We start from the raw sequence: 25,576 nt of genomic DNA, 5'->3' as shown, positions 1-25,576 counted from the left end.
GAAATTGTCGTTATACCTTATAATATGAACAAATAATGAACTTTTGGGAGGTAGAATTTATGAAATGTCCCAAGTGCGGCGAAAATGTCGGCGGTTTCAAATTCTGTCCATTTTGTGGAGCTGATATAGAGCAAAAAGCAGCTGAACCAGCCAGTGCCCAACCCATAAACCAGCAACCGACATATCAACCTCAGAAACCCGATATATTGCCAAACTCGCCCGCCCCTTCGTACCCCACCCCAATGCAGCCCTCCTACCAGAATCCCGTGCAATCGCATCAGAGCCCGACGCAGTTCTCAGCAAATCCATATACCACCCAGATGCCACAACAGCCAACAATAATTATTAATAATACGAACACCAATACGAATATGGCCAATACCGGTACTGGCAGAGGTGGAATTAGTATTAAAAGCAAATGGCTGGCATTCTTTTTATGCTTATTTTTAGGATTCTTTGGTTTTCATAGATTCTATGTAGGTAAAGTAGGAACAGGGATTATTTGGCTTTTTACCGGCGGGCTTTTTTGGTTTGGCTGGATTATAGATTTAATTACAATTCTTTGCGGAAGTTTTACCGATTCCGCTGGTTGTTTCCTAAAAAAATAAATGAATTATAACCGCGTCCCTTTTTTGGGGGCGCGGTTATTTTTATGCTCATTCCGGCGCAGGCGTATACACCGGCTTGCCGTGTGACATGCAGTCAAATGCCAAGGCCGCCACAGCGGTGCTGTCACCACCACCGATATCCGTCACGTTCAATACCGCGTCAAACGCCAGCTTCGCGCCACTGGGGAATTCCCATTCAAACTTGGTGTCGCAGTCCGTACCGCTTTTCCACGCAGCCGCGGCTACATAATCGTTCCCGGGATCACCGGGGCACAGTTTGCCAGAAAGAGACAACGTAATTGCCTTACCGGTGGTCATGCGCTTGGTCCACCCCTGTTCCTCCATCGGGCTCCACTCCTGCACTTTGCCGTCGATCTTCACTGAGAATGTTTCCATCTCCTTGATGGTCACCATGTCGGAGTCCGCGCTCGATCTGCCACTAGTCCCAATTTTAAATTTGTTGTCAAAAACCGGGAATACACCTGTCTTAGCCATGTCATCCCATCCTTTCATAAATGATCTTCATGTTTATAACGTACTCGTATATACCCCGCACATCTCGTCCCACAGAGACAGGCGCCGCACCGGGATCCAAGTACACAATTTTCACTTCACCGATTTGAAATCCGGATCGGCCGCAGAGCTTTTCATATAGCTCCGCGGCCTTTTTTTCCGCCTGTACCGCCGAGTTTGTCCAATGCACCAGCAGCGTGACGCGCTTTTCCCGGTACGTTGTCTGCGCTATGCCCCCGAGGCAGACGCGCTGCTTTCCGGAGGCGTTCGGGTCGTTGTAGACGCCGATATATTTTTCTTTGTTTCCGTCAATTGTCCCGACGGCAATGCAACCGGGCAGTTCTGTATCAATTTCTTTGATCCATTCTGCCACCTGCTTCAGCATCAGCATCACAATCCCGCCTCCTTCCGGTAGAACTCTGCGAACGCATCTTGAACGAAACTCTTCTTCTCTCCATTCAACCAGGGCTGCAACCACAACCCACCGGCGTTTGGATTGTTGCCCTTCTGGAAATTGTACTCCGGGTGATAGTAAAGCCGGCGGGCCTGCGGGGCACCGGTGGTCAGCGTGGCCAGAATCCGGTCCCCTTCGCGTATAACGTCCACGAATGTCTGGGTGTCCTGCATGTCGCCCATATCATAGGGCATCACCTGCGCGGATACAACGTCTGTCTTCAGGGCGTCTATCGCCATCCTCGCCGCACGTTCCGCAGCCTCTCCCAGACGGGCAATTGCAACCTGATCCAACACAATTTGGATGCCGGGCATATCACATCAACTCCAGCTGTGTAAAATTCACTGTCCCGTCGGGATACCGCGCACGGGATGCGCTATAAATACGCCGTATAACCCCAGGAGATCCTACGGACGTGATCTCCGCTTCGCCTGCGATATCCTGCCCCGGGGCAATGTCCCCATCGATCAACGTGCGGGCCTGCAGCTCCACTAGCTGCCGCTTTTCATCCAGCACCTGCCGGGATTTTTCGGAGTAATTGCACTTGCCTTCCCACACCACGGTATATTTTGGGCTGCCGTCGTCCTCCACGCCTTCCTGCAGCCGCACGGTGATCGGCGTGTTGCAAGCGGCGGGAGGAACAAGCTTAGGCCATTTTGCCATATGCTATCCCCTCCCGTCCAATCCACAATAGGTAAGTCCGGACTGCTGCAGGAGGGCGTATACGGCGTTTGTGGTCCGCACCGGTCCCCGCGGTACCAACGTTTTCTTGTCCCAGGACATGGACACGCCGTTGATACCGTAGGACGATAACGGATTGCTTAAAACCTCCCCGTAGTCGTGCAGGAATTCTGCCTGCCGGCACACCGCCCGAACCACCAGCCGGCGCTGAAACTCCGGCAAAGCCTCGATACCACGAGCGACGATGCGGTTAAGCGTCAGCGCGTCAATGTCATCCTCAGCTTGTTCCATTTCCTCTACGGAGGCTTGTCCTTCAGGGTACAGTCTCCAATAGTCTTCCAGCGAGATATACCGCATCATTTCACCACCGCTTACTTTTTAGGCGTCTCTTTTTCAGCAAGCATCGTCCGCAGGTCTTCCACCTGCTGCTTCAGTGCTGTGTTCTCATCGAGCGCCGCCTGATATTTTGCAAAGGGGACGGTTTTACCCGCCCCCTGCTGTACCACTTTTCCGTCATCACCGATGATATCGAAGCCGTCCTTGATATACTGTGCCTTCCGTGCTTCGTCGATCGTGTATTCCTTATTCGCTTTTACTGCTTTCATGTCAATCCCTCCTGTTATGCGCCCGCAGCTTTCGCATTCATTACAACACCCGCAACCTTCCGCTCAATCAGGAACAAGTCTCCGTAATTACGGTTCTGGTACAGGTATCCGTCGGCGGTGCGGCTGTCGGTGCCCGGCGTGAACAGCTTGATATAGCTGTACTTATCCCGACAAATGACCGCAGACGGATGCAGGAGAATGAAATTAATCTGCTTTGCATCAGAAGCCGGAACGCACCCAGCGGTAAAGTCATACTTCGTCTTCATGCGGGCGGCCGGAACCATCTTGATCTGAACATCATCCAGGCTGTGCACCTGGCGGTTGATGCCGCCGACGGACGTGACACCCATCATGCGCTGTACACCCTCTGCCTCTTTGATAACCTTCCTCACCGCGGGCGTTGCGTAGATGATACGGCCTTCTTCCGGGACGCCGGCCTCGTCCATTTTGGCCATATACTCGTCGAACATCTCCAAAATATTCTGCGCGGTGATCGCCGTGGAATCCGGCGTCACGCTGTATTGCAACAGCTCTGCATGCAGTTTGGAGAAGCGATAAGAATCCTTTTCCGGGATCGCCTGTTCCTCCTCAAAGGTGTTCTGGATATTCGCTACGGACGTGACCAGATTGGTTTCGTCGATGTCCATCGGATCGATGAAGAATTCCACGTCGCGGTCATGCTCCAGCTTTTTCGGTTCCCAGTCGTTGGACAGTGTGCCGGCGTTGAAGCCCGGCGTGCGGGTGTGGTCCTTGTATCCGCTCAGGGTCATACGCGGAAGTTTGATTGTCTGTGCGTTGATAAACTGCACCCCTAAGTTGCTTTTGGTAAGTGCGTCGGAGCACAGTTCCCTTTCGTATTTCTGCGCAAGCTGACGGGTGAACAGTTCCGCATAATCATATACTGCCATTTAAAATCATCCTTTCAGTTTCTTTACATTACCAAAGATGGAGGACAGCGTATCATCGTCCGCGCCCAGGGAATCTTTTTTCCCGGCACCAACTTTAAATCCGCTGCCCTGTTTTTTCTCATCCTCTTTTTTCCACTCCGGGTGCCTTTTGAGGATGTTTTTCAATGCCTCGGCTATGGTTTCGTCGTCCAGATCATCGCCATCCTTTTCCACCTGACGCATGGCCAGCACAACCGCGTCCTCCACTGCTTCTGACTTCACGTTCGCCCGGTAGGCGGCCAGTTCCGCGCGGCTCTGCAGCAGCTCCATGCGCATAGCGTCAGTTTCCAGATTAACTGGCGGCGCATCGGTCGCCTGAGATGTCTGTTGCACTTTCGGTTCACCTTCCGGTGCCTTGGATTGGATTTTCTTCGCCCAATCTTTTTTCGCGCGGCGAAGGCGCTCGTTGATCAGCTGGTCAAGTTCCTCCTGCGATTTGGGTAAGCCGGTTTCCGTTTCTTCGGTTTCGTCTTCCTGCGTACCCGCAGGCTTTGTCTCTTCGCCGTCCTCCGGCTTCTCGGCAAACAGTTGGATATTGGGTTCCATGTACGTATCACGCATTGTTTTCCGCTCCTTTTATAGCCTGTCGGCTTAAATTCCCTTGCAGAGTTTTATGCCGTCAGCATGTTTTGGGCATAAAAATACCGCCCGGCCTCACGGCTTGGCGGTATTTTTATCGAGTAATTCCTGGGCAAGCGTAGCGCATTTTCTGAGCAGATCCCCGCCGCCGTCCAGCATGTTCATCTCATCCGAATCCATAGGGTAATGTTCTGCCATGGACGCTATCTTTTTCAACTGTTTTCGGCGCTCATCGGATAAACCTGAAGCCATAGTCTTTCCCCGCTTTCAAAATATGTTCTGTGAATTCCACCCACTCTTCCGGCGAGGGGTCCCAGCCGGATTTCCGGGCGGCCTCCTGGACAACAAAACCCAAATAGGCGCCCGGATCGTTATTCGGAAGTCGTTCCATCATACTGACATGGCCAGCGTTTCCAATCGCTGTGATCAGCAGCAGGTTGTCTTGCCGCAGCATCTCCAAAAGATCGTCGACCGCCAAAATACCGTCGCTTGGATGATTGTGAATGACCATATAAGGGACCGATTCTCTGGGAGGTTTCACCTTCCCCTCCTCCGTCCCTTTCCAACAGTTCAGCTCCGTAAGCTGCATGTCATACGAGGCAACCGCTTCTGTGCCGACCGCATCTTCCTGAACGTATCTCAAAAGATCCCTGTGCTTTTTCCGCAGTTCCTTGTTCTGTTGGTCTGTCAGTAGAGATGATTTTAACAGCGGCACACGCTGGATTGCAGCATTGGTCACCGGCAGATAGTCTGTGTTTATATCCCTCAGTATAGCAGTTTTTGCGGGCTTTTCAACCTCCGGCACACCGTAGGTCTTTTCACGCCAATAGTCGCGGCGCAATACGTCGTCGTGCTCCGCGATAATGTCCCGCAGCTCTTTCTGGGCTTGTTTGACCTGCCTTCGGTATTCTTTCGCTTTTTCCGGCTCCTGCGTGCCCTCTGAGAGGCGTTTCAGGCGTCGGATGTTCCGTTCTATCGCCCGCTGTTTTTGCTCAAGAGCGGCGTCCCTGCGGATTTTTTTAGCGTCCATCGGCTCCGGCACCGTACTGATCCCTTCGTACCAGGTGGAGAGCGTGTGGCGGCAATTGGGGTGAAAAAGCCCGTTTTTCACAGCCACAGAAAGCAACGGATACCATTTTCCGTTTACGCTTTTCCCTCGGTCTCCCGCCCGTTCCCCGTTCCAGCTCCCCCAAACATCGTCAATGTATACGCGCCCTTGCCAGGGGAGGCAGGTTTCTGAGCACTGCCCGTACTGGCTGACCAGTACGGTATCGATTCCCAGATCTTCCCGGCGTTGTGCCTCCCCTTGCAGGTAGGAACGCGTTGCCGCTGTGCGCAGAGCCATCTGGACATAATCGGTGATATTGTGGCGGCTGCCGTCTTTGTACTCAATGCAGGTGATCCCACGTTCTAAAAAGTCTTTGACCGCCAGGTCGATCGCCTGCGGCAAAGTTACCGCACCTGCCGACATAGCCGTTTCCGCCTGCAGTATGGTCCGACGATAGACGTCGTCCATCATGCGCAGTGCAGCGCTTTCGGCTTTCCCCTCCACATGTTGGATATCCTCGATCAGGTTTTCTAATCGCGGCTCATTGACGCCGAAGAAAGTGGGTTCAGGGAGGCTTTCTTCGGGTGCTTCCGCACCCTCTGCAAACTGCGCCTGCAACATGGCCTGTGTTTCTTCATCAATCACGTTCTGGTACTCATTTAAAATCTCCTGATTTTCCTTACGAAAGCGTTCCAGATTATGAAGTTTCTCCGCCTGCCAGGCAGGCCACTTAAAACCTTCGTCGCACTCCCAGCGCTTGTGTGCAGCCAGATTCCGTTTCAGGGACGCGATCAGGCGCAGTTCTATTTTCTCGAAGAGTGCCGCGATTTGACGCCAAGTCATGCCAGCTCATCCCCCACCGCGGGCGGTCCATCTACCGTCTCGATCCCGCGCAGTTGCTTGATGCGGGCAACTTCACCGGTCTTCCATCCGTCGTCTTTACTGTTCCCCCACAGCTCATCCACCTGTGTTTCTATGCTCATGGTATTGGCGGCGGCGGCCCTGTTGACTGTCTCCACCCGGCTATCAAAAGACGGTGCGCCATATTCGCCAAAGCCCACAGATGGCTCGTAGTTTCCCGGGGCGCGTCCCTGCATAAGATCGTTGACCATCAGGATCGTCGACACCAGCTGCGGCAGCACTTTTTCCAGAACTCCGGTTATGGTATTGCGCGTATACCCTGTGACATCCTTTTTTTCCCGCTGGGCCTCCGCGCTGCTCATCTTACCAACGTCAATGCCCAGAGTGGCCGGGGAAACAACCCCCTGCAGGCACATGTCCAGCGCGGCCGTATAGGAAGACAGAAACGCTTCATACCGGATTTCCGGCTGTATGGTATCGATTCTACTCACGCCGTTTTCATCCGTCAGCGATTCCGTAGTGATGTACTCGCTGCCAAAATCATTCAGCGGCAACAGATTTCCTGTTTTGGGGTCTACCGGCAACAGGTCGCGTGGGATATACTTTTTCACCCGGCCCGCGCGCATGGCGTCCCACCATTGGCTGATGACTTCATCCAGCGCGTCAAAGCTGTCCAGTTTGCTTTCATACAGAGCTTTTCCGCGGCCTGGGAATTTGGCGCTCTCAAAGACTTTGAACGGCACCGCCATCATGAAGTCCCCATCAAAAGCAACCGGTTTCAATTCCGCCAGCTCCGGTATGCGGTCGAGCGGGACTTCACTGGTCCCGTCATACAGGGCGTACGAAACATACCCCTTCCCGTATTCCTCACATAGCCGGTACACCTTATAGCCGTCTGAATGGTCCGACCAAAATTTCACACCTATTACACGCCCGCGGCTTTGGATGTATTCCACGCGGTCCGCTTCATAAAACTCGACGATCGGGTACTGAGATACGGTTATATCTATGGATATTTTCCAGGCCCCGTCCGCTGCTTTCAGCGCGCCGGCGACACCCTGTCCAACGGTATCTTGAAAATCCAGTTCTTCTGTGATCGCCTTCCACTCTGCTTCCCCGCAGTTGTCTTTAAAAGCTACATCATCCATATCCGACTTGACCAAATACGCCAGTGTGTCTACCAGGATCGCGGGCAGGCCGGAATGAATTTTGCGCAGTTTCATCGCGTTGGCGGGCACGGCAGCCCAAAACCGGGATGCGTTCGTACTGTCCTGCGCTCCAAGCTGCTTGTAGAGCTGCTCCAGCTCCGCAGCCTCCCCGCGATACCAAATTTGATTGCGTATCACCGACGCCTGAAAATCCAAGGGCTCCTGGATTACGATCCCGTTCGGCGTTGCGGGCTGGATTTGCAGCCAATTGCGCAGCATATCTTTCACCTTCTCCCTCAATTTCAAGTAACCATCACCTTGCCCCCTATCCTGCCTTTGTACGGCAGCCAGCTGTACTGGTCTGCGTTGATCGTATGGTCGTTGCCGTCCTCCGGCTCATTGTCTTTGTCTTCCTTCCAGCTATATGCATTCAGTTCATCAATCTCCGCTCTGCAATATTCTGTTACAAGGAGATAATCCCCGCTCGCCAGCCAGCCGGACTGTAAATTGATACGGTCAATGATTTTTGTCTTCTTCCAGGCCGGGCAAAACTCATAGACGCTTCCGTGCAGACGTTTGTATTTCTGGCATTCAATGATCGTGGCCTCATCCGCGGAATCGATGAAGACGCTGCGGGCGAACAGATCAAAGATGGTGCGATACTTCTCCAAGAACGTGATCAGCAGAGGTGGTATATCGCTGGGCGCCAGCGGCGTTGTTAGACCCCGGTTGTTGTGTACCTCCGTGGCCAGCGTGATCTTCCGCCTGTCGGTCGTAATACCGGAAAACACGAATGCAAATGTATCGGCTGACTGCTGCGAATACGATGTATCTACGCCTGCAGACACTTGCAGAAATTTAATTTGATTGCTCTGCATCTGTTCCAGAAGCCACTTGGCGGAAACCAGATTATGCGGCTGCAAGTTGAACACCAGCCCTGTTGCGCGGCCGCGCAGGCCCTGAATTTTGTTTTTATAAAGCTTTGTACCCTTCGGGACGCTGTCCCTGATCTGCTGCACCTTTTCCGCTGGCAACCCGAGATTATGTTCAAAAGAAAAGAACCAATGCACCCAGCCTGGCTTTGGTTTTTCGTTGAGCATCGACAATATTTCTTTTGGTGTCTCGTTTTCCCACTCCGGCAAAGGACGGGCATGGTTGATGTATTCCGAGTAGATAGGAAGATCCGGATTATCCGGGTTGAGCGTGGCCAACAGGTAGTCGCAACGCATAGACGCTTCACGGACGAATTCCATGTCTGCAATATTGATCTCATCAATGTACAGGCACCCGTACTGTCCGCCCAGAGCCTTTTTCCAGCGGGCCTTGTTATCGTAGCCAAGCACGTAAACGATTTTGTCCTCTGACGGCGCATGGAAAAGCAAATGCGGCAAGGAATTCTGTCCGCGGCCGGACGCATTGTATTCCACCAGCGGGCCGAAGTCGTCAAGAATCCCCAGGTCTTTGTTGATAATGTTCTTCTCGATTGTGCCAAGGTCAAGGCCGGAAAGGATATGTATTTTCTTCGGGCTTTCCGCAACGCGAAGCATGAATTTGAACAGCCCCACCGTGGTTTTGCCGGCGGCCGTGGTCCCCTCCAGGAACTCATACGGTGCCCGGCACCGGAGAAAGGCTTTATACTTTTCTGAAAGTATCAGGCGCTCATTCACCGGAATCCCCTCGCAGCTGGCTTAAAATGTCCTCAAGCTTTTTCTGCCCGGTGTCGATCTGCCCTTTCACTTCTACCTTATCGGTAAAGAGGCCCAAATGTTTACCCAGCAATTCCAAAGCTTTTAGTTTATCAGCCAAGCGGATTTCCCGTTCGACACCATCTCCATCTTCTCCGGGTATGGTCTTGACTTTCACGGATGCAATTGCGGCTGTGTCGTCGCGATTGGCTTCAGACAAGATTGTCGCATCATCCATATTGATCACGTCGGTGGCATTGATGAAGGCAATCTTACCCAATTCCATAAGGACACGGTCGGCGTTGATTCCGGTCCGTTTCGAGCGTTCGGCCATAGCCTTGTCTATACGCGTGCGGATTTCAGGTTTATGCAGGTTTTCACTCCCGATTGATCCAGCAGATTCCGGAGAATATCCGGCGCGGATTGCCGCCTGCGTTGCATTTAAATCAACAAGGTATTCTTCAACGAATCGTTTTTGTTTTGCTTTTAATGCCATTACGGATCACCTCCATCCGGTGGCCGGCCCCTGCTCGCTGCGATCCGTGCCGCGTGGAGCTGCAGACACAGGTCCCCGCGCATACAAGAGAGCTGATTGTATCGGGCGTTCTCCAGCCAATTGTTGCTGGTTCTGATCTGGGCAAGCTTTGCGTCAATAACGGCTATTTCGGCCTCACATTCTGCTATCGTTTCTTTGTAATTCAATACAATGGCCTCCTTTCAGGTAAAGAAATAGCGCCCTGCGAATGCAGAGCGCTATCACGGAAGGAAGAGAAGAAGATCTTGTATTTTATTTTGTTTTCGGTAATTCTATCATAAACCATAGGTATGTGTTCAGAACGCCAAGCAATATAAAATATTTCCTTATATCATCCCTTTTCTTTGTGCAAGATTATAGTAAAAGCGCCTTCTAGCACATTCAAAGTCATGCCTTCCCATTTCTAACCCTTTTAACAGCTGTAGGAAATGCCAGGGAACGTCCTCCGTTACCGCCAACAGAATATTCTGGTATTCTTCCGGGGCGATCTCCATAGCGGTTTGTTCAATTGCTTCAATCTCTTTAGAAAGGATTATGATTCGTTCCGCTGTCCTTGCAGTTGGATCTCCTATTGTACAGCCAGTCGGCGTATTGTAACCCTGTGAACTCCCATATGGATTTTTCAGTTCCGCAAGCTGCTGTTTCTTATCAGCATATTGCAAACAAAAGTTATGAAGTTCTCGATACTGTAGTTTTGTGATATTGTATTCATCCAAATTCAGGTCTCTGCGCCCCACGCTGCCTGCCTCCATTCTTAACCGCTGTGGTATGCGATATATTGATACCTTCTATTATTTCTAAGTATCGCACAAATGGAACAGATGCAGTTTTTAGACGCGAACAAAGCGCCCATTCCGGCAAGTTTCCGGAATGGGCGCTTCTTTTTGTCCCCTTACGGGGCGTGGATTTAGACCCATCTTTTATGGGACGAATGATATTCAGGGCGGGTTTCCGTCCCCTTACGGGGCGTGGATTTAGACCGGTAATCCTACAAAGCTAAAGCAGCTTTGGAATGTTTCCGTCCCCTTACGGGGCGTGGATTTAGACGCGCATTTTACTGGTGCGGCTTGGCGGTCAGCCGTTTCCGTCCCCTTACGGGGCGTGGATTTTGACCTATGAAACTTATCAGTTGGATGTAGAAAGAGCTGTTTCCGTCCCCTTACGGGGCGTGGATTTTGACACGACTTCGGGATTTACCGCATCGGGAAGCAGGGGGTTTCCGTCCCCTTACGGGGCGTGGATTTTGACTGCACCCCTATTATACCCAGTAACCATGCGGGTTGTAAAGGCCTAAAATGCGAATCCCATAAAAATGAGAAAACAATTCCCCTGTATGAGAATTAAAATGCAAAAAATCCAGTAACTATGCGAGGTGCGAATCTCTTAAGAAATCTATGTGAGCTTGCGATTCGCACTTTATCTATATGCTCGTTAGAAAAAGCTCAACGCACGTGACTTTTGCTCTTTAAGCCGCTGTACTTTAAACACTTACGACCGGTTGATTTTACTTTTAATTCTATTTAGAATGTCCTTTACTTCGTTTATCTTTTAGTTTCTCTCCCTTGGATCGCTTTGTATTTGTTAAACTTTCTCTTTCCTTTTGTAATGACTGTATTTGAATCATCCTGTAGAACTGATATGGAATCCCCGTGACCGGCGAAATCCCATTCTCTACAGAATTCGGATCTATGTAATAGCCTTTAACAGGTTTCGGTTCCTCGCGCCACTCCCTGGCGTCTACCTCCTGCACCTTCTCCACCGGCTTGATAAGATTCCGGCTTCCGGACCATCGATTCCCGGGAATGGATTCCCTTCCATCTGGGGACAGGCGGGATTGTTTGATAAGATACCAGGCAAGGGCGGAGTATTCGCCATCTGGATACAGGGCCTCAAACCGCATAGCTCCGTGCGGCCAACATGCTGTAACAACCTGATAATCAAATGCAGGAATGATCACGTGATGATGGATCCCGCCCTGCTTTCCATAGGCTGTCACCAGAATGTATTTAAACTCCACCCCTGCCTTTTTGAAACGCCTACGTACACGGTCCAGGAAATTCTCTATATTTTGCTTCGCCCGCTGTGGATCCGGACGCACCTCCTTCCGGTAGGTGCAGGTCAGGAATAGATCCCCGGGAACAAAGTTCGCGTTGATCTGCCGGGTGAGCTTTCTCCACGCCATCTTCTCGTTGTATTTTTTCATCGCCTCCGGTGTGCGGCTTTCTCTTTTTCCCCTTGGGATGTTTCGGCCGTACCGGGCGGAATAGCTCTTGTGTACTTCTATAGTGATTCCAGCTTTACAGGTCTTCTTCAGGTACACCGCTCTTCCTCCCTCTCCCAGTTATGCCCGTAATGTTAATACCTCAACCAAGGCAGAAAAGGCCCGGACTTTTGCCTATTGGGATAATACACATGGAGCAGATGGTGTACAATGTATTTGCTCCGGATACTATCCGGGTAATGCTTCACCCATCGACGGCTGCCGGGCCTCATGTCGATGGGTGATTTTTATTCATATTCAATTGCCGTTTACCTGTCCCAATGCGGCATCGTACCTGCAGTGCGGGGACCATTCATTTCTGGAAGAACAGCCGGCATAGCAGTGATCCTGACAAATCATAGCTTCATACAATGGACAATGTGTCCAGACACGCGTTTGTTGCACGTCCTTTCCGCATAGTGGGCAAATTGTATTATCATAGGGCGGTTTCATTTCACCGGTCCCCCCTACGACGTTATGCACATCTGGCAGATCGCCGCCGTAGTCCTCGGGACAAAGGGCTGGTAAACCCCATCCCTCCCGCAGCCCTGACAGGGATATGGCAGCATTTCCCGTTCTGGTGGCGGAGGCGGTGGACGGCGCAGCCGGCAGATTTCCCGCTTTGCGCAGTCATGGCACTGGCAGTTTTCGCAGGCTTCTTTTTGGCTGATAAATATTCTGTTTCTGTTCTTTTTCTTGGGCATGTTCCATCCTTCCTGCTTCGTGTGCGCGGTATTTGCCGCATGGCGGTTCCGCTGTAATGGGTGAATAAGGTGGGCAGTCTCTGTCTACACATGCATCACAGGGACATGGCTCCACCTCTGCATCACAGTCCTCCATATCAATCACACAGTCATCAAAGTTCTTGCATGTGTCACACCAGCACTGGTCACATTTGCTTATTACCGCAGATTCTGTCTGTTTGGCTTTTGCTGGTTCTCCTGTGTATCGGTTCTTTCCCTTGCGTTCCAGATCATCACCGATTTTGCGGCGAACTGTTCCGTCAAAGTGATTCATGAAGAACGTCCAGAATACAATGGGGTTGTCCTCTTTACAGTCTCTCAAGGTAGCATCCAGTGTCGTATTTAAGATGGATATCAACTCTGCACGTGTCATATCTCTACCATTTAAACCTCATGATGCAATGTCAACGTGTACAGCTCTCCCGCACACGTAAAGGAAACACCTGCCTGTGCACCGTTATCATCGTCATGGGTATACACATAACAGGAATCCACCTTGCCGGCGGTATACCGCTTTTCCACGTTTTCCTTTAACCAAACCAATTCCTTTACCATTTCCAGCGTCTTGACATTCACGCTATTCTGCTCTACACTTTGATTAGAAATGTTGTCGCATTTCGCTTTGCCGCTTTGGGTGCTCGTAACGCCCAGGGCGGCTTCTTTTTTGTCCTTCTGCATTTCTACTTCCCCTTTATGTAGTCGTCTCTTCCAAGGAGCCAATCCACTTTTACATCCAAAACATCAGCCAGCGCCGCAAGTTCAAAATCCATAACATACCGGTGCTGCCCTTCCAATTTGGATAAACCGGATGTGTTCAGTTCTATGCCTTTGACCTGCATTTTTGCAAGTAAGACTCTTTGAGGCATGTTCACACGGCGGCGTGCTTCCGTAACACGGGCACCTACAATATTGCGGTTCCCCAATGGATATTCTCGCAATCTCAAGTCTTCGTCATCCTTTCTTTCTGCTGGCAGTTTTCCCTGCTTGCAAGTCCAGATCTGTTTGTAATGATCCCTGTGTCCAATGTACCCCTATGTAGTCCAGCACCCTACCCCACCCATATACTTCATTTGTAACTGGATCTTTCACACATCGGTGCATCCAAAAATTCCATTCTTTCGGGTTGTCTTCGTAGAGCCGGTCAAATCGATGCGGTCTCTTTTCGAGCTGGATTCCAAACCCGCACATGGAGCAGCCTGTCCTCTGTGCTCTTGTTGTGTAAAGCGTGCCATCTGCTTGGCATTCTATGGTGCCGTATACCTCTGGAACAGGTACATCCAGGTCAAGGGCAAGCTGCAACAGATCTTGGCGGTCAAATATCGCAAATGGCGCTGACCGTATCGCTGTCTTTCCAAAGTAGTTGCATCCATTCATCATGAGCGACTTTTGGCGGCGACCTCCTTCGGACGCCATGAGACCCAGATACGGTACACTGTTGTGTTCTTTCGCCCAGTCATCACATGGCTTCTCTTTGAGGTAATAGCAACACTTGGCGGATACTTTAAACGGCGCACATTGATATTGCACATCCTCCCGTTCATTTTCACCTCCTGCAAACAGTTCCAGCCATTTCTGAGCCATCTTCATCCGGGTGCCTGTCCGGTTTCCTCCGTATGCTCCGGTTTCTCCTGTGATGATTGCATGCCGGACTGTGGCATTCTTTGGAGATGGATTCTGTAGCAGCTCGATCTTCGACGCCGTTTCTTTAGACAGTACCGGGAACCCACATTCCTGCAGAACTTGTGTTTTGCTCTTTAAAGGTTTCAGTGAAATGATTCCCAATGTTTTATGTATGGCCTGAATGCTCTTGTCCTCCAGGGTCGATACCGAAACCGCTGGAACATCTATCCCAATGGACCGCAAAAACAACAGCAAAGTAATGCTGTCCAGACCACCTACGGATACATGACAGTTCAGTCCTCGCTTGCCACACTCGTTGTAGAACTCCCATGCGCGTGTGTATGCATAGTTTATTTTTGCTTCATACGGTAGTTTCTGTTTTACCCGAAACGAAGCGATTTTCTCGTCTGTGTGATTCTCCTTCATTCTCTCCATACAGCTTTTCATTTTTGTTTTTCTCGACCTCCATTCTGTGAATCTTTATCACGCAGCAACCCGCCAATCCCCATAGCCAAACTCTCTGCCGTTGTCATAATCAACACTTGGTAGACGGTCAGCATTCCGCTGTCCGACGCCATGGCTGTGAGGAAGGCCCCGATCAGGCCGGTAACAAACAAGATCACGCCCAGACGGCTGTGCTTTATGTATGGACTGTCTTTGTTCACGGCTTGTTCTCCTTCATTGCGTGATTTCTGCTCGTCTCCCGTTGTCTGACCACATAGAAGACAATTTTTTCAATTGATTTGATCAGTATTCTTCACCTGACTTCCATCCACGCGATCGAATAAACGGAATGCGTGGAATTTTCACGCGGTTCCCTATGATGTCCACTGGAAAGGACAACAGGTGCCGGTTTTCCTTATCTTTGGCAGCCACACGAATAAGCTGCGGATCGCAACCAAGAATTGGGGCTATATCTGCCGGGGTCAATGGGTCTTTTTCAGACGCCATAATTTCTTCTTTAGTCAATTTTATTCACCTCATTTACTTTTCAATTGTCTCGCGTTTGCTTTACTTTCTCAAATTTGATATGGGACAATTTTTATTTCCCAAGAATAAACTTTTCGGCTAAAAATCACTTCTCAAAACTTTGTGCAACTTTGAGTTTACATAAAAATTACGTATCTCCCGATTTCATAGAATTACACCGAATATCTCGCTTTATCTGCCGAATTTGATGTGCCACCTCTCCACGTCCAACCTTATTGGAGTTTGAATACCTTTTGTATGCGTCTGCGAGCTCATCTTTGAGCTGGCTTAAATATGACGAGTCCAACTATGTTCACCCCCTCGCCGCCTTCGGGCGGCTTTTTTACTTTGCAAGATTTCATCATTGCATCGACCTCTTTTGAGTGGTAAAATTTTGATGAGAGGAGATAAAAAACATGAACTTATTTTTAAATATTTTAACAATCGCAGCATTTGCTTTGTCAGTTTATAATTTTGTATACAGTGTAATTTCGAACAGAAAAAAGGTAGATATATTCCTTGACAAAATTTACCCCTTAAATCTCAATGATAAAAACTCAGCATATGCGTTACGTTTTACAATATCCAATAAGTCACAGTTACCAATTTCTATTACAAAGTTAGCTATATCAGATGGGTCGGTTACACACAATGTTGAATACGATTCCAAAATTATAATGGAAATTAATAATCATAAAGGTACCGAACTTCTGAATCAAAGAATCATTCGATCGACTTCCTTTCCTCTTTCGCTCCAAGGGTTAGAAGCAAGTGGTAATCTTTTTAAATTGAGTACAACATCTGAATCCTTTTTACTTCCATATCAAAAGATAATTATTTTCATATATACCAATAGAGGAAACCTTCAGAAGGAAATAGAAGTTCCTATATTCTCCGACGTAAAGCAATTGTTGCAACAGAAAGAATAATAGCTGTGACAGCCAAAACTAATCTGGCAATTTCAAACTCGTATATTTTCACCATCTCCTTGACGCCTTCGGGCAGCTTTTTCTATGCAGGTTTCTTTTCGGGCGGGCTGGGATCCGGAGGAAGCTTATCCTTCAAGGCATCGTACATAAGTTTCATTCCGCACAATAAGATTTCCGCTGTATCTTGCCCCTCTTTCGGCATTCCAGCAAATTTCACTGCGACCTTAGTCATGAGTTCAATGCTCGCCATTCTATGTCACCCCCTTCTGTTTACTACGCTTACATTATAGTATACTAAGATTACATTGTGAACAACTTTTTTTACTTAAATGTTGACATAGCTTACAACATAGTATATGATGTTAGTAAAAGGTGGTGTAACCATTGGAGCAATCTATAAAAGATCGTGTAATTGAAGTAAGACAAAGGCTAAACCTAAGCCAAGAAGAATTCGGAGATAGAATAGGTGTTACAAGATCATCAGTCTGTGCATGGGAAAATGGAAGACGAAATTTCTCTGAACAATCTTTAAAATCTATTAGCCGAGAATTTAACGTCTCTTTTTTATGGCTCACAAAAGGCATCGGAGACACATTTCTTTCCGATGAAGCGGATACAACTGCGATGTTTGACCGCATCATGGCCGGCAGCAACGAAACAGCAAAGGCGCTTTTTAAAGCTTTGGCAAAGCTGGGAGACGATGAATGGCAGGTCATTTATAAAGTAATTTGCGACGTTGCAGAATCTTTAAGACAAAAAAAATAAGGCCGGATTTCTCCGGCCCCAGTTTATTCTTTTGTTATCAAATATAGAATAAGATTCAATATTCTTTCCAAGCTGCTAATTTTATGTATGTGATTCACCATTTCGGTAATATGTTGCTTAAACTCTAATTCATTCATTGTGCAGCCCTCTCATTCCCCGTATTTTTAAAGTCAGGTTCCATGCAAGCTTATGGATTGAATAAACTAACTACGACCTATTGTGGAAATGCAAATTATCCGCATTGTAATAGCCCCCAGTCCGCACAAGACAGGCTCCGTGGGAACCTGTAGGTTAAATTTAAATATCCCTCTATAAATGTAACGATTGGGCGAGGTAAAAGGCGACATGTTAATTTTTGGTAATTCTGACCGCATATATTGTTCATCCCCTTCGTTGAAGTTTCAGGGCATTGTGGATTAAACAAATCCCCTTCTACCCCTACAACGATTGAGATGCAATTTTACGGACATGTAATATTTACCAATTTAGCGAATTATTACCTAATATTTGGAAAATGTCAAAAAGTTTCACCCAGCAAAATAAAAAAGCCGCCCCACCCTGCGCCAACAGGATGAAGCGGCTGACCAACAAACCCGATCGGGCTGCCGGTACGATAAGATTTCGCAGTCATATTGTACCATGCACAGCCCTTTGAATCAAGGGGCTGCTTTTTTGCGCCCTTTTCCAAGGAGGTACAACGTGATTTGTAAAAACAAAAAATGCGGAAAGGAGATTCCCGACAGTTCTGCATATTGCCTTTACTGCGGGGTCTCGCTGCCAGGGAGCGCAAACCTAAGTCCAGGGGGAACGGTACCGGAACCGTATATCAGCGCGGTAAGAAGTACGTTGCCGAAGTCACGCTTTACTACTACATAGGAGACGACGGAAATCTTCATCGGAAGAAGGCCACCAAAACCTTTGAAAGGAAAAAGGATGCGGTGGACTACCTCCCTACTTTGGCGGGCACAAGCGACAAAGCAGGTATCACCTTTGAACAATTGCACAACGAGTTTCTGGAATCGCGCAAATACCAAAAGCTCAGCAAATCGCAGAAGGACAAGCTTGGGTATGCCTGGAAGCGACTGGCCGCCCTGCATCGGAAGCCAATTTCCGAAACCGGTGTGGATGATATGCAAACCGTTATCAATAGAATGACGAATACCTATTACCCCGCCAGGGATATGCGAGACATGCTTTCGCACCTGTACAAACTGGCGATGAAAAAAGAAATCTGCACCTATAATAAAACAGAGAATCTGGAACTTCCTGAGTTAAAAAAGAAACAGCGAGAAGCGTTTGACGATCTGGAAGTGCAGCGTTTTTGGAAAGACTTTAATGAGCTCAACGACATCGGCCAGAGGCTGCACCCTTTTACCGGATACATACTGATTCTTCTATATACCGGTATGCGCCCGGGAGAACTCTTCGACATCCTTTTAAAAAACATTTATCTGGATGAACGGTATATGATCGGAGGAAACAAAACCGAAGCAGGCACAAACCGAAGAATCCCGATCGCCACAAAGATCGTCCCCATCATCCGGGAACTCATGCATTCCCGACGCCGCAAGCTACTTGAAATGAATGAAGACAATTTCTATGCTGCCTATTGGGAGACTGTAGAGCGTGTAGGCGTCCGGCACCTTGTTCCCTACACTTGCCGGCATACCTATTTCACGCGCCTCGCAAGCAAGAGCACCATTGCCCCAGCGGTGATTGCAGAAGCGGGCGGGCACGCTGATTTTGAAACCACCTACGAGAACTACATTCATACTCCTTTGGAAGAACTCTTAAAAGCTGTGGATCAGCTTTAAATCCTGTGTGTAATAGGTGTGTAATAGCTTCATTTTTTGCACGCGGCAGTGCCACAAACCGCGTACTTTTGCATAACAAAAAAGCCGCATGGTTGTCCGAAAAACGGCTTAACCATGCGGCTTTTGGCGGAGAAGAAGGGATTTGAACCCTTGCGCCAGTTGCCCGACCTACTCCCTTAGCAGGGGTGATTTATTTTGTGGCTTTATGCAATACTTTGAACATAAAGTGGGAATAGAGTGGGAATGGCTAAAATTTTAATACAGCCGTCCGCAATGAATAGCTGCGCTTTTATTTTTGCCATTACACTCGCTCAGAAGCTTCCCGACGATCTTCTCCCCATCACTGCATGGTTCTGAACTCCTCGATATTTTAGATGAGTTCGATTAGATTTTCTTTACATTATAAAATATTTTGCACCCGAAACTGGAATCTGTCAATCGTGGCGCAACTATCCATTTCCGGATAGCTTCGCGCTGTTTTTGTTGAACCTGCCTGAAAGCAATAAAAAAGTCGCATGGTTGTCCGAAAACGGCTTAACCATGCGGCTTTTGTCGGAGGGTAAAGGGATTTGAATCCTTGTGCCAGTTGACCGGCTTACTTCCTTAGAATGATGATTCAATGTAGGCCCTATGCAATATCTTCAGTAAAAGATAAAGAATAAAGTGAGAACGAACTGCAAGATAATTATCTATTTTGTTTTAAGTTATACAAATGGGCTGTGTCGTCTACAAGTATTTTACTTGTCTTTAAGGCATGTTTTATTCCGTAGGTCACAACTTCAACGACAACATTACCCGATCTCGCATAGCCTAGCAGCCTTGCAGTTTCACGAATAAGGTCCTCTTTTTGCAGACCAACCTTATCCTGCAAAACCCTGCAAACCGCATTCGACACTTCTTCTACAGGTAGATCCTGCGCGTCTCGCTTGTGATTTCCTATACCAGATTGACGGAATTCTGAATATGTATCGGGGTTCTGGTCATTGCGCCAGTAAAATTTTTCGCCTCGCTGCATTGTATAGGAAAGACCCATCTGCTTCAACAAAATCTCTGCCCGTTCCTGCAGCCGGGCGCCAGTCCTTCCAAATCCAAAACTTTGCAGAACGCGCCGGATTAGTAAACTTTCTCTAATAGGAGCCTCTACACTCAGGACTTGTTCAAACGCCTCTTTAATTCGATTATCATACTGCGGCAATAAAAAAGCGTCGGAAGAGAGCGTCTCTTTCGCCAACGAGGCGGCTTCATAAAGTAAAATACATGATTCCTGGACACATGGTGCATACTGCGCGCAGCTATCTGCCACCAAGCGCTTACTTGATTTAACGGACAGGTTGTACTCTGGATCCGCTTGGAGCTTTTTACGACTCTCAACGGTTTGCTTTATATGTTCCAGTAAACGATCAAATTCTTTTTGACTGTTGATCCACCAATCTATTGACCAAATGCGATGAAGCTCCCACCCCAGCTTTTTTAATACATCCGCTCGAGCAATTTCACGGTCACGCGTTGTTTTAGCTGCGCCGTACATAGGGCCGTCTAACAAAATACCCAGCAAATATTGTTTCGGCTGACTTGGATCCACAACACCTACATCTATCCGAAAGTCGGAACGGCCAATCATTGTCCGGGTTTCATATCCCTCATCGGTCAGCTTACAACAAAGCATGTCCGCAATCCCATTACGAATCGTATGCTCCTGTCCTGTCTCTTTTTGTTCCGCGATTCGCTCACCGTTGGCATACCTTAAAAATGCTTTTAAGGCAGCTACACCTGCCCCGCCGCACCTGGATAAATTGATCTGCTCCGCAGTGATAGTAGAAAACACTATCATTTCTTCCCGCGCTCGGGAAACAGCTACGTTTAACCTGCACCAACCGCCGTCCCGATTGAGCGGTCCAAAATTCATAGTAATACGGCCTTGCTCATCAGGACCATATCCCACAGAAAACAATACAACGTCCCGCTCATCACCCTGTACATTCTCCAGATTTTTTATAAACAGTGGCTCAGGCCGGTTGTATGCCCAATCTTCTAAATCCGCATCTTCTTTACAAGCATCTGTCAAAAGATCTTCGATCAGACTCTGTTGTGTTATATTAAACGTTACAACGCCCACACTCTGGTTTGCAAAAACTGGATTGTGGCAACGCCTTTGTAACTCATGGATGACCGCTTTCGCTTCTGCTTTATTTTGTCTTGTTTTTCCCCGATCAAAAAAGCCTTCTACATGCACTAACGAAACTTTGGATGCCAAATCATCCGCCGATGGAAACGTATAAAGTTTGTTCTCATAAAATTGACTATTACTAAAAGAGATCAGGCTTTCATGATGGCTTCGATAGTGCCAGAGCAAATACGCCTGCGGCAATTGGATCGCCAGGCAATCATCCAGAATGCTTTCCAAATCTTCTTGCTGTAAATTATCTTCATCTACTGTATTGCCGGAGAAAAAACTGGTCGGTGGCATCTGTTTGGGATCACCCACAATCACCGCACTCTTCCCCCTGGCGATCGCTCCTACTGCTTTGCAAGTTGGCATTTGAGAAGCTTCGTCAAACACCACAATATCAAAAGGCTTACATTTCGGATTCAAGTATTGCGCCGCTGAAATAGGACTCATAAGCATGCAGGGACACAATCTAGTCAAAAGTTCAGGAATTTGTTCAAACAACCGTCGGATACTGATTCCTCGGCCACCACTGCGAATGGCTCTTTGCAGTATACCCACTTCCGAACTTTGCACTGCCTCCAGCTCAAAATGAGGCATCTTGGCTGTCAATTGGTTGTATATTTCAACCTTCGCCAATTTCTGCAATTTTTGATCCATTTGTTTAAATTGCTGAATCTTTTCATTGAACATCGCGCCGGAAAACCGCAACAGTGCAGGATCCTCGTCAATGGTATGCTCAATTAACGCTTTATAAATGCCTCGAAAACAAGCACTTTCAACATTTTCATGTTCCAGCCCATTTTCATAAGCTCTCACCAACGGTCCAAGTCCCTCTTTTTCTATTTCCTGGCAGGTGCGATTCCATAAAATCCAATCACGCAGCATCTCAATATGTTTTTCCATCTGATTACAAAATTGCAATTGCCCATGTAACCAATCAGCTGGCCCCCATTCTCCGTCATATACCTCCAGCAGGGAGTACAGCGAGGATTTGGCGTCTTGCATAACAGAATAAGATTCTATCATTTGCCCGATTGTGCCCTGAAGTTCTTTTCGGGCAGCAAAACGGAGACGCATTTCCTCTCCACCAGTCAATTCAGCTAACTCAGACGCATCGTGCAATGCCTGTTCAATTTGTGTTTCGAGTTGTTTCCAGTCCGTATCTTCGCCCTTAAAAACTGGCTCCAAATACTCTTTATAGAACGTAAACAACTCATTGGCAGCAGACTGCTCCTTTTGATAATTGACCAATCGTTCTAGGTCCCGTTCCAACAACGTTTTATTTACAATTCTGCGGGCAAACGGCGAAAGTTGACTCTCTATTTTGTTTTGACCTAACGCCTTTGTTAAAAACCATTGACTAGAAATTTGCCGCCATTGTGTAAGTAAAGCTTCGCCATCTTGTTTTAAAAACTCTTTGTTCCACGAACCGTTTAAATCATCGGAAAGTTCGCGTGCCTTTTGGTAATGCCGTGACATTTCTCTCATCTTCTGCATGGAATAAGAAAAGGTTTCATCCTTTGCCCAAGCTCTTGGAATGAAAATCCATTTCATTAACGCTTCGGCTATCTGATAAAGTTGTTTCCACTCTTCCAAACTATCCGGTACCTTCCGATCCAAAGCTTCTGAAAACTGCGTCCCTGCCTCTTCAAGCTGCTCTAAAGCAGATCGGTAAGAAATCAGCGCGTTAGGCAAACCGAAGTGCAACTGCTGCGTATAAACGGATAAAGGAATCAAACGCAACGGGTTTCCATATGGATGTCCAATCGCCTTGCCAGCAGCGATAAGCTGACCAATCAACAGTTTATACTTAGCCAACACAGAGCAATTAGCTGAAAAGGCAAATTCATCGGAGAAATGAACGGTATCCGGCGCAAGCCGGCATTTTTCATAGCCACTGATCATCTCAAAAAGAGATAGGCCCGACGCTCTCTTTTGATGTAGAGAACGCGCGTACGCATCCAACTCCTTACGCATTTGCGCTGCTTGCTCCGCTTGTTCTTTATAGTTCGCGGATTCATTTCGATTGGCGATTTCTGTTGCCATACGCAGTTGCTCCAATACAGCATGCTTTTGAGACTTATTAGAATGTAATTCCAAGCAAAACGGTCCAATGCCTATTTCTTCTAACCGGCGCTGTACAACCGATAGAGCCGCCATTTTTTCTGCAACAAAAAGAACCGTCTTACCCTGTGCAACCGCATTGGCTATCATGGCCGTAATTGTCTGGGATTTGCCTGTGCCTGGCGGGCCATGCAATACAAAACTCTCTCCACGGGCCGCCGCTTCGATAGCATAAAGCTGGGATGCATCCGCTGGAATAGGCAACAAAACACCTTCTTCCGGAACGCATGCTCCCAATTGCATTGCCGGTGGCATCCACGCCAGTTTTCCATCCATTAAACTGCGCACAAGTCTATTTTTTTGCAAATCTTCCGCACGATTACGTATATCATTCCACATTACAAACTGGGAAAAAGAGAAAACTCCAAGAACTGCTGTTTCCAGAACATCCCATCCGCGTTGATCCATAATTGCCCTACGCATCCTGACCAAAATAAGCCGAATATCTAAGCCGTTTTCATCCTGCGGCAATGGGTCCAACCCGCTAATGGTAATTTCAAAATCTTGTTTGAGCTTCTCCAAAAGTGTAACGTTTATCTGTGGTTCCTCATCACTTCGGGAGCGGATTACATAGCCTTTCAAGGCAGATTTCCGGACAATCTCCACTGGCAACAACACGACCGGCGCATATCTCGCTGTTTGACTTGTTTTCGTTTCATACCATCGCAGCAAACCTATGGCTAAATACAGCGTATTTGCCCCGTTTTCCTCCAAAGCGGTTCTAGCGGAACGGTATAAATGGATGACAGACCGGGCCAATTCCCCTTCGCTGAGAGACGTACGCAATCGCATATTATGAAATTCACACTTAATTAAATGATGTATATTGCTTGTACACACGAGCTTTTCCGGATCCTTTTGATCTTCCTCACGGACAGACCATTCATCCGGACGCGACGCAATACCAAATTCGCCTCGATCCACCAGTGCCTCCACTAAATCGCGGAGAGACGGAGACAGAATTGGAATAACCGTTCGCGTAAGACGGAGATTTAGCAATGTATTCCGCATTCCTAAGTCAAGCAATTTTCGTTCCCACTGCGCCATTTTTCCAGCATTCTCTGGATGGCCTTCCAAAACGCGAACGGTTTCGATCTTTGACGCAGGAGCCTTTGTAATCTTTTCAATATCTACTTCATCACGAGCAATCGTCCATTGATTTCCATCCAAAACGCGCAAAGGTAGAGGGTGAATTCCACTTAATCTTGCACGAAAAACATCAATCAGGCAGTCCAACGACCCTCCCGTCAGTTTCTGTTCCGCAGCAGAAGATGCCTGTTCAAAGCTTAACCCTTTGCCAGCTGTAAACGCGGTACATTCCACAACAGCAATTTCGTTGACACCGTCCGCCAAACGCTTTGTTATTAGAGAAGGATCATCCTGTATTGCCTCCGGAAACGTTAAGTCCTCCAACCATACGCCTGCAAAAATATGGCCCGGCTGCAATAGAAGCAACGGATGCAATCCAGCGGCCTCCAAACAGGCGGCATAGAGTAACGTTAAGTCCATACAGGTCCCCATCTTTTGCTGCATAACAGCATCGCATAATCGTATACGTTGGCCAATTGCTTCAAAACTGGCTGGCGGAACCGAATATACAATATTTTGCGCCTGCAAAGCACCGTATATGGCGGCTGCCTGCAACCGGGCTCGGTTGGGGTCGCGAGACTGATATGCATCTAAGGAAGGATCTCCACTCCACTGTTCCAAAAATTTTGCCGCTTTCGCATTTATTTGTACTACTTCCGAATGGTTTGGTAAGATAAATGCAGTCAGGAGTTCCGGGAGAACCGTTATTCCCGGCCACTCGTCAAAAGCCAGAACTGTCAGAGACCTTTCAAAGGAAGCTAAAGTATTTGACTCTTTTTTTACAAAAATTTGCAATATTACGTTGATACGCTCTGTTAATCCCGCTAAATACGCGCCGTCTAATACAAGCGAAGGCTCCCTAATAGAATAAGATTCTCCTGCTGAAAGCGCAGCTATATTTAAAGCAAAAGGACATACAATAGCTGGACTGCTTTGTACCTGAATTGTAACATCAGTAATGTCTTGTTTTGTAGCGTTTTCAATTTTAATTTCCTGGATTACCGGCACAGAATTTTGCTGCAGTGCATAATTGACCACCGTCATCATTTCTATGCGCAGATAAATATTCTCTTTCCCTTGCCCCACAATTGCCACCTCATTCTGTTGATTTCCCTGCCAGATAACTTAATAAATGCTTACTCATTAAAACGTAAATCTTTAAATAATCTTTGTATTAACTATACCAAATATTTTTATCATAAGCAATTATTTTATCATTTTTTTAAATCGCATTTATCGCTTGATATCGGATTGTTTTTCGGTACATTTATGGTAGCAGAAAACACCCTATTTGATTAATCTCTTGAGGCTACAAATGGCCACCGAGGTTTTGTCTTTGACAGCTTTTCCATACTCTGCTTGTATTGCTCGCATTAATGAATTATAATGAAGAAAATGGTGGAATATGGTGATATCTCTAGGATTATGT

28 protein-coding genes and 1 CRISPR repeat array are annotated in these 25,576 nt (G+C 47.8%); of the genes, 4 read left to right on the top strand and 24 right to left on the bottom strand.

From position 1 onward, the window contains the following. The first annotated feature begins 59 nt into the window (after positions 1-59). Positions 60-608 (top strand): TM2 domain-containing protein, encoded by a 549-nt coding sequence (locus BN2106_RS16745; protein ID WP_242846279.1) that lies wholly within the window; start codon positions 60-62, stop codon positions 606-608. Positions 609-656: 48 nt separating this feature from the next. Here the strand turns inward: BN2106_RS16745 and BN2106_RS08045 are convergent, their stop codons facing one another. The 22 genes from BN2106_RS08045 to BN2106_RS07945 all read right to left on the bottom strand — a co-directional run bounded on the left by BN2106_RS08045 (position 657) and on the right by BN2106_RS07945 (position 15,256). Then, positions 657-1,103: a phage tail tube protein gene (locus tag BN2106_RS08045; protein ID WP_050698039.1), complete on the bottom strand. Its 447-nt coding sequence runs from the start codon at positions 1,101-1,103 to the stop codon at positions 657-659. A gap of 1 nt (position 1,104) precedes the next feature. Then, positions 1,105-1,512, bottom strand: a complete 408-nt coding sequence (locus tag BN2106_RS08040; RefSeq protein ID WP_050698038.1) for a phage tail terminator protein — start codon at positions 1,510-1,512, stop codon at positions 1,105-1,107. Next, on the bottom strand, positions 1,512-1,889 hold the full coding sequence (locus tag BN2106_RS08035) for a hypothetical protein (RefSeq protein WP_050698037.1): 378 nt from the start codon (positions 1,887-1,889) through the stop codon (positions 1,512-1,514). The genes BN2106_RS08040 and BN2106_RS08035 overlap by 1 nt, the downstream gene beginning before the upstream one ends. A 1-nt stretch (position 1,890) precedes the next feature. Next, entirely contained in the window at positions 1,891-2,238 is a 348-nt protein-coding gene (locus BN2106_RS08030) for a hypothetical protein (RefSeq protein WP_050698036.1), read from the bottom strand. 3 nt (positions 2,239-2,241) lie between these two features. After that, positions 2,242-2,616: a head-tail connector protein gene (locus BN2106_RS08025; RefSeq protein ID WP_050698035.1), complete on the bottom strand. Its 375-nt coding sequence runs from the start codon at positions 2,614-2,616 to the stop codon at positions 2,242-2,244. Between the two features lie 11 nt (positions 2,617-2,627). After that, a complete protein-coding gene (locus BN2106_RS08020) occupies positions 2,628-2,861 on the bottom strand; it encodes a hypothetical protein (protein WP_050698034.1) in 234 nt (77 codons plus the stop codon). Between the two features lie 14 nt (positions 2,862-2,875). Further along, positions 2,876-3,769, bottom strand: a complete 894-nt coding sequence (locus tag BN2106_RS08015) for a hypothetical protein (protein ID WP_050698033.1) — start codon at positions 3,767-3,769, stop codon at positions 2,876-2,878. Positions 3,770-3,775: 6 nt separating this feature from the next. Beyond that, positions 3,776-4,369 carry a hypothetical protein gene (locus BN2106_RS08010; RefSeq protein WP_050698032.1) on the bottom strand — a complete coding sequence of 198 codons (594 nt, stop codon included), beginning with the start codon at positions 4,367-4,369 and terminating at the stop codon, positions 3,776-3,778. Positions 4,370-4,462: 93 nt separating this feature from the next. Further along, positions 4,463-4,639 (bottom strand): hypothetical protein, encoded by a 177-nt coding sequence (locus BN2106_RS16610; protein WP_207641708.1) that lies wholly within the window; start codon positions 4,637-4,639, stop codon positions 4,463-4,465. Continuing rightward, a complete protein-coding gene (locus BN2106_RS08005; RefSeq protein WP_050698031.1) occupies positions 4,617-6,278 on the bottom strand; it encodes a phage minor capsid protein in 1,662 nt (553 codons plus the stop codon). Before BN2106_RS08005 ends, BN2106_RS16610 begins: the two co-directional genes overlap by 23 nt. After that, on the bottom strand, positions 6,275-7,723 hold the full coding sequence (locus BN2106_RS08000) for a hypothetical protein (protein ID WP_050698030.1): 1,449 nt from the start codon (positions 7,721-7,723) through the stop codon (positions 6,275-6,277). Before BN2106_RS08000 ends, BN2106_RS08005 begins: the two co-directional genes overlap by 4 nt. Positions 7,724-7,746: 23 nt before the next feature. Further along, complete coding sequence (locus BN2106_RS07995) at positions 7,747-9,111, bottom strand: terminase (RefSeq protein WP_050698029.1); 1,365 nt, start codon at positions 9,109-9,111, stop codon at positions 7,747-7,749. Further along, positions 9,104-9,625 carry a terminase small subunit gene (locus BN2106_RS07990; protein ID WP_050698028.1) on the bottom strand — a complete coding sequence of 174 codons (522 nt, stop codon included), beginning with the start codon at positions 9,623-9,625 and terminating at the stop codon, positions 9,104-9,106. The genes BN2106_RS07995 and BN2106_RS07990 overlap by 8 nt, the downstream gene beginning before the upstream one ends. Next, the gene (locus tag BN2106_RS07985; protein ID WP_050698027.1) at positions 9,625-9,831 is read right to left on the bottom strand and encodes a hypothetical protein; all 207 of its coding nucleotides are present in this window, start codon (positions 9,829-9,831) and stop codon (positions 9,625-9,627) included. The genes BN2106_RS07990 and BN2106_RS07985 overlap by 1 nt, the downstream gene beginning before the upstream one ends. A 159-nt stretch (positions 9,832-9,990) precedes the next feature. After that, the gene (locus BN2106_RS07980; protein ID WP_050698026.1) at positions 9,991-10,401 is read right to left on the bottom strand and encodes a hypothetical protein; all 411 of its coding nucleotides are present in this window, start codon (positions 10,399-10,401) and stop codon (positions 9,991-9,993) included. A 143-nt stretch (positions 10,402-10,544) separates the two neighbouring features. After that, a CRISPR array of direct repeats spans positions 10,545-10,912; the repeat unit is 33 nt; unit sequence GTTTCCGTCCCCTTACGGGGCGTGGATTTTGAC. A 268-nt stretch (positions 10,913-11,180) separates the two neighbouring features. After that, positions 11,181-11,984 (bottom strand): rolling circle replication-associated protein, encoded by an 804-nt coding sequence (locus BN2106_RS07975; RefSeq protein ID WP_050698025.1) that lies wholly within the window; start codon positions 11,982-11,984, stop codon positions 11,181-11,183. A gap of 570 nt (positions 11,985-12,554) precedes the next feature. Further along, the gene (locus tag BN2106_RS16605; RefSeq protein WP_207641707.1) at positions 12,555-13,040 is read right to left on the bottom strand and encodes a hypothetical protein; all 486 of its coding nucleotides are present in this window, start codon (positions 13,038-13,040) and stop codon (positions 12,555-12,557) included. Between the two features lie 11 nt (positions 13,041-13,051). Then, positions 13,052-13,345: a hypothetical protein gene (locus tag BN2106_RS07965; RefSeq protein ID WP_050698023.1), complete on the bottom strand. Its 294-nt coding sequence runs from the start codon at positions 13,343-13,345 to the stop codon at positions 13,052-13,054. 2 nt (positions 13,346-13,347) lie between these two features. After that, positions 13,348-13,611 carry a helix-turn-helix domain-containing protein gene (locus BN2106_RS07960; protein ID WP_050698022.1) on the bottom strand — a complete coding sequence of 88 codons (264 nt, stop codon included), beginning with the start codon at positions 13,609-13,611 and terminating at the stop codon, positions 13,348-13,350. A 7-nt stretch (positions 13,612-13,618) separates the two neighbouring features. After that, entirely contained in the window at positions 13,619-14,713 is a 1,095-nt protein-coding gene (locus tag BN2106_RS07955) for a hypothetical protein (protein WP_407921733.1), read from the bottom strand. Positions 14,714-14,730: 17 nt separating this feature from the next. Beyond that, positions 14,731-14,952, bottom strand: coding sequence for a hypothetical protein (locus BN2106_RS07950; RefSeq protein ID WP_050698021.1), 222 nt, complete (start codon positions 14,950-14,952; stop codon positions 14,731-14,733). Positions 14,953-15,034: 82 nt separating this feature from the next. Continuing rightward, positions 15,035-15,256 carry a hypothetical protein gene (locus BN2106_RS07945; protein WP_050698020.1) on the bottom strand — a complete coding sequence of 74 codons (222 nt, stop codon included), beginning with the start codon at positions 15,254-15,256 and terminating at the stop codon, positions 15,035-15,037. Between the two features lie 416 nt (positions 15,257-15,672). On the opposite strand from BN2106_RS07945, the gene BN2106_RS07940 reads away from it, so the two are divergent. Further along, positions 15,673-16,185 carry a hypothetical protein gene (locus BN2106_RS07940; RefSeq protein ID WP_050697701.1) on the top strand — a complete coding sequence of 171 codons (513 nt, stop codon included), beginning with the start codon at positions 15,673-15,675 and terminating at the stop codon, positions 16,183-16,185. Between the two features lie 82 nt (positions 16,186-16,267). Here the strand turns inward: BN2106_RS07940 and BN2106_RS16125 are convergent, their stop codons facing one another. Beyond that, positions 16,268-16,435, bottom strand: coding sequence for a hypothetical protein (locus BN2106_RS16125; RefSeq protein ID WP_154666452.1), 168 nt, complete (start codon positions 16,433-16,435; stop codon positions 16,268-16,270). A 134-nt stretch (positions 16,436-16,569) separates the two neighbouring features. Between BN2106_RS16125 and BN2106_RS15580 the strand changes: the two genes are divergently transcribed. After that, a complete protein-coding gene (locus BN2106_RS15580; RefSeq protein WP_082236416.1) occupies positions 16,570-16,950 on the top strand; it encodes a helix-turn-helix transcriptional regulator in 381 nt (126 codons plus the stop codon). A 752-nt stretch (positions 16,951-17,702) separates the two neighbouring features. Beyond that, positions 17,703-18,764 (top strand): tyrosine-type recombinase/integrase, encoded by a 1,062-nt coding sequence (locus tag BN2106_RS07935; RefSeq protein WP_242846278.1) that lies wholly within the window; start codon positions 17,703-17,705, stop codon positions 18,762-18,764. 685 nt (positions 18,765-19,449) lie between these two features. Here BN2106_RS07935 and BN2106_RS07930 read toward each other — a convergent pair. Then, complete coding sequence (locus BN2106_RS07930; protein ID WP_050698018.1) at positions 19,450-25,233, bottom strand: DUF3320 domain-containing protein; 5,784 nt, start codon at positions 25,231-25,233, stop codon at positions 19,450-19,452. Positions 25,234-25,576: the final 343 nt, after the last annotated feature.

Origin of the sequence: Anaeromassilibacillus senegalensis, assembly GCF_001261775.1 — a bacterium.
GTDB classification, from domain to species: domain Bacteria; phylum Bacillota; class Clostridia; order Oscillospirales; family Acutalibacteraceae; genus Anaeromassilibacillus; species Anaeromassilibacillus senegalensis.
This window is presented reverse-complemented; position numbering and strand designations above follow the sequence as displayed.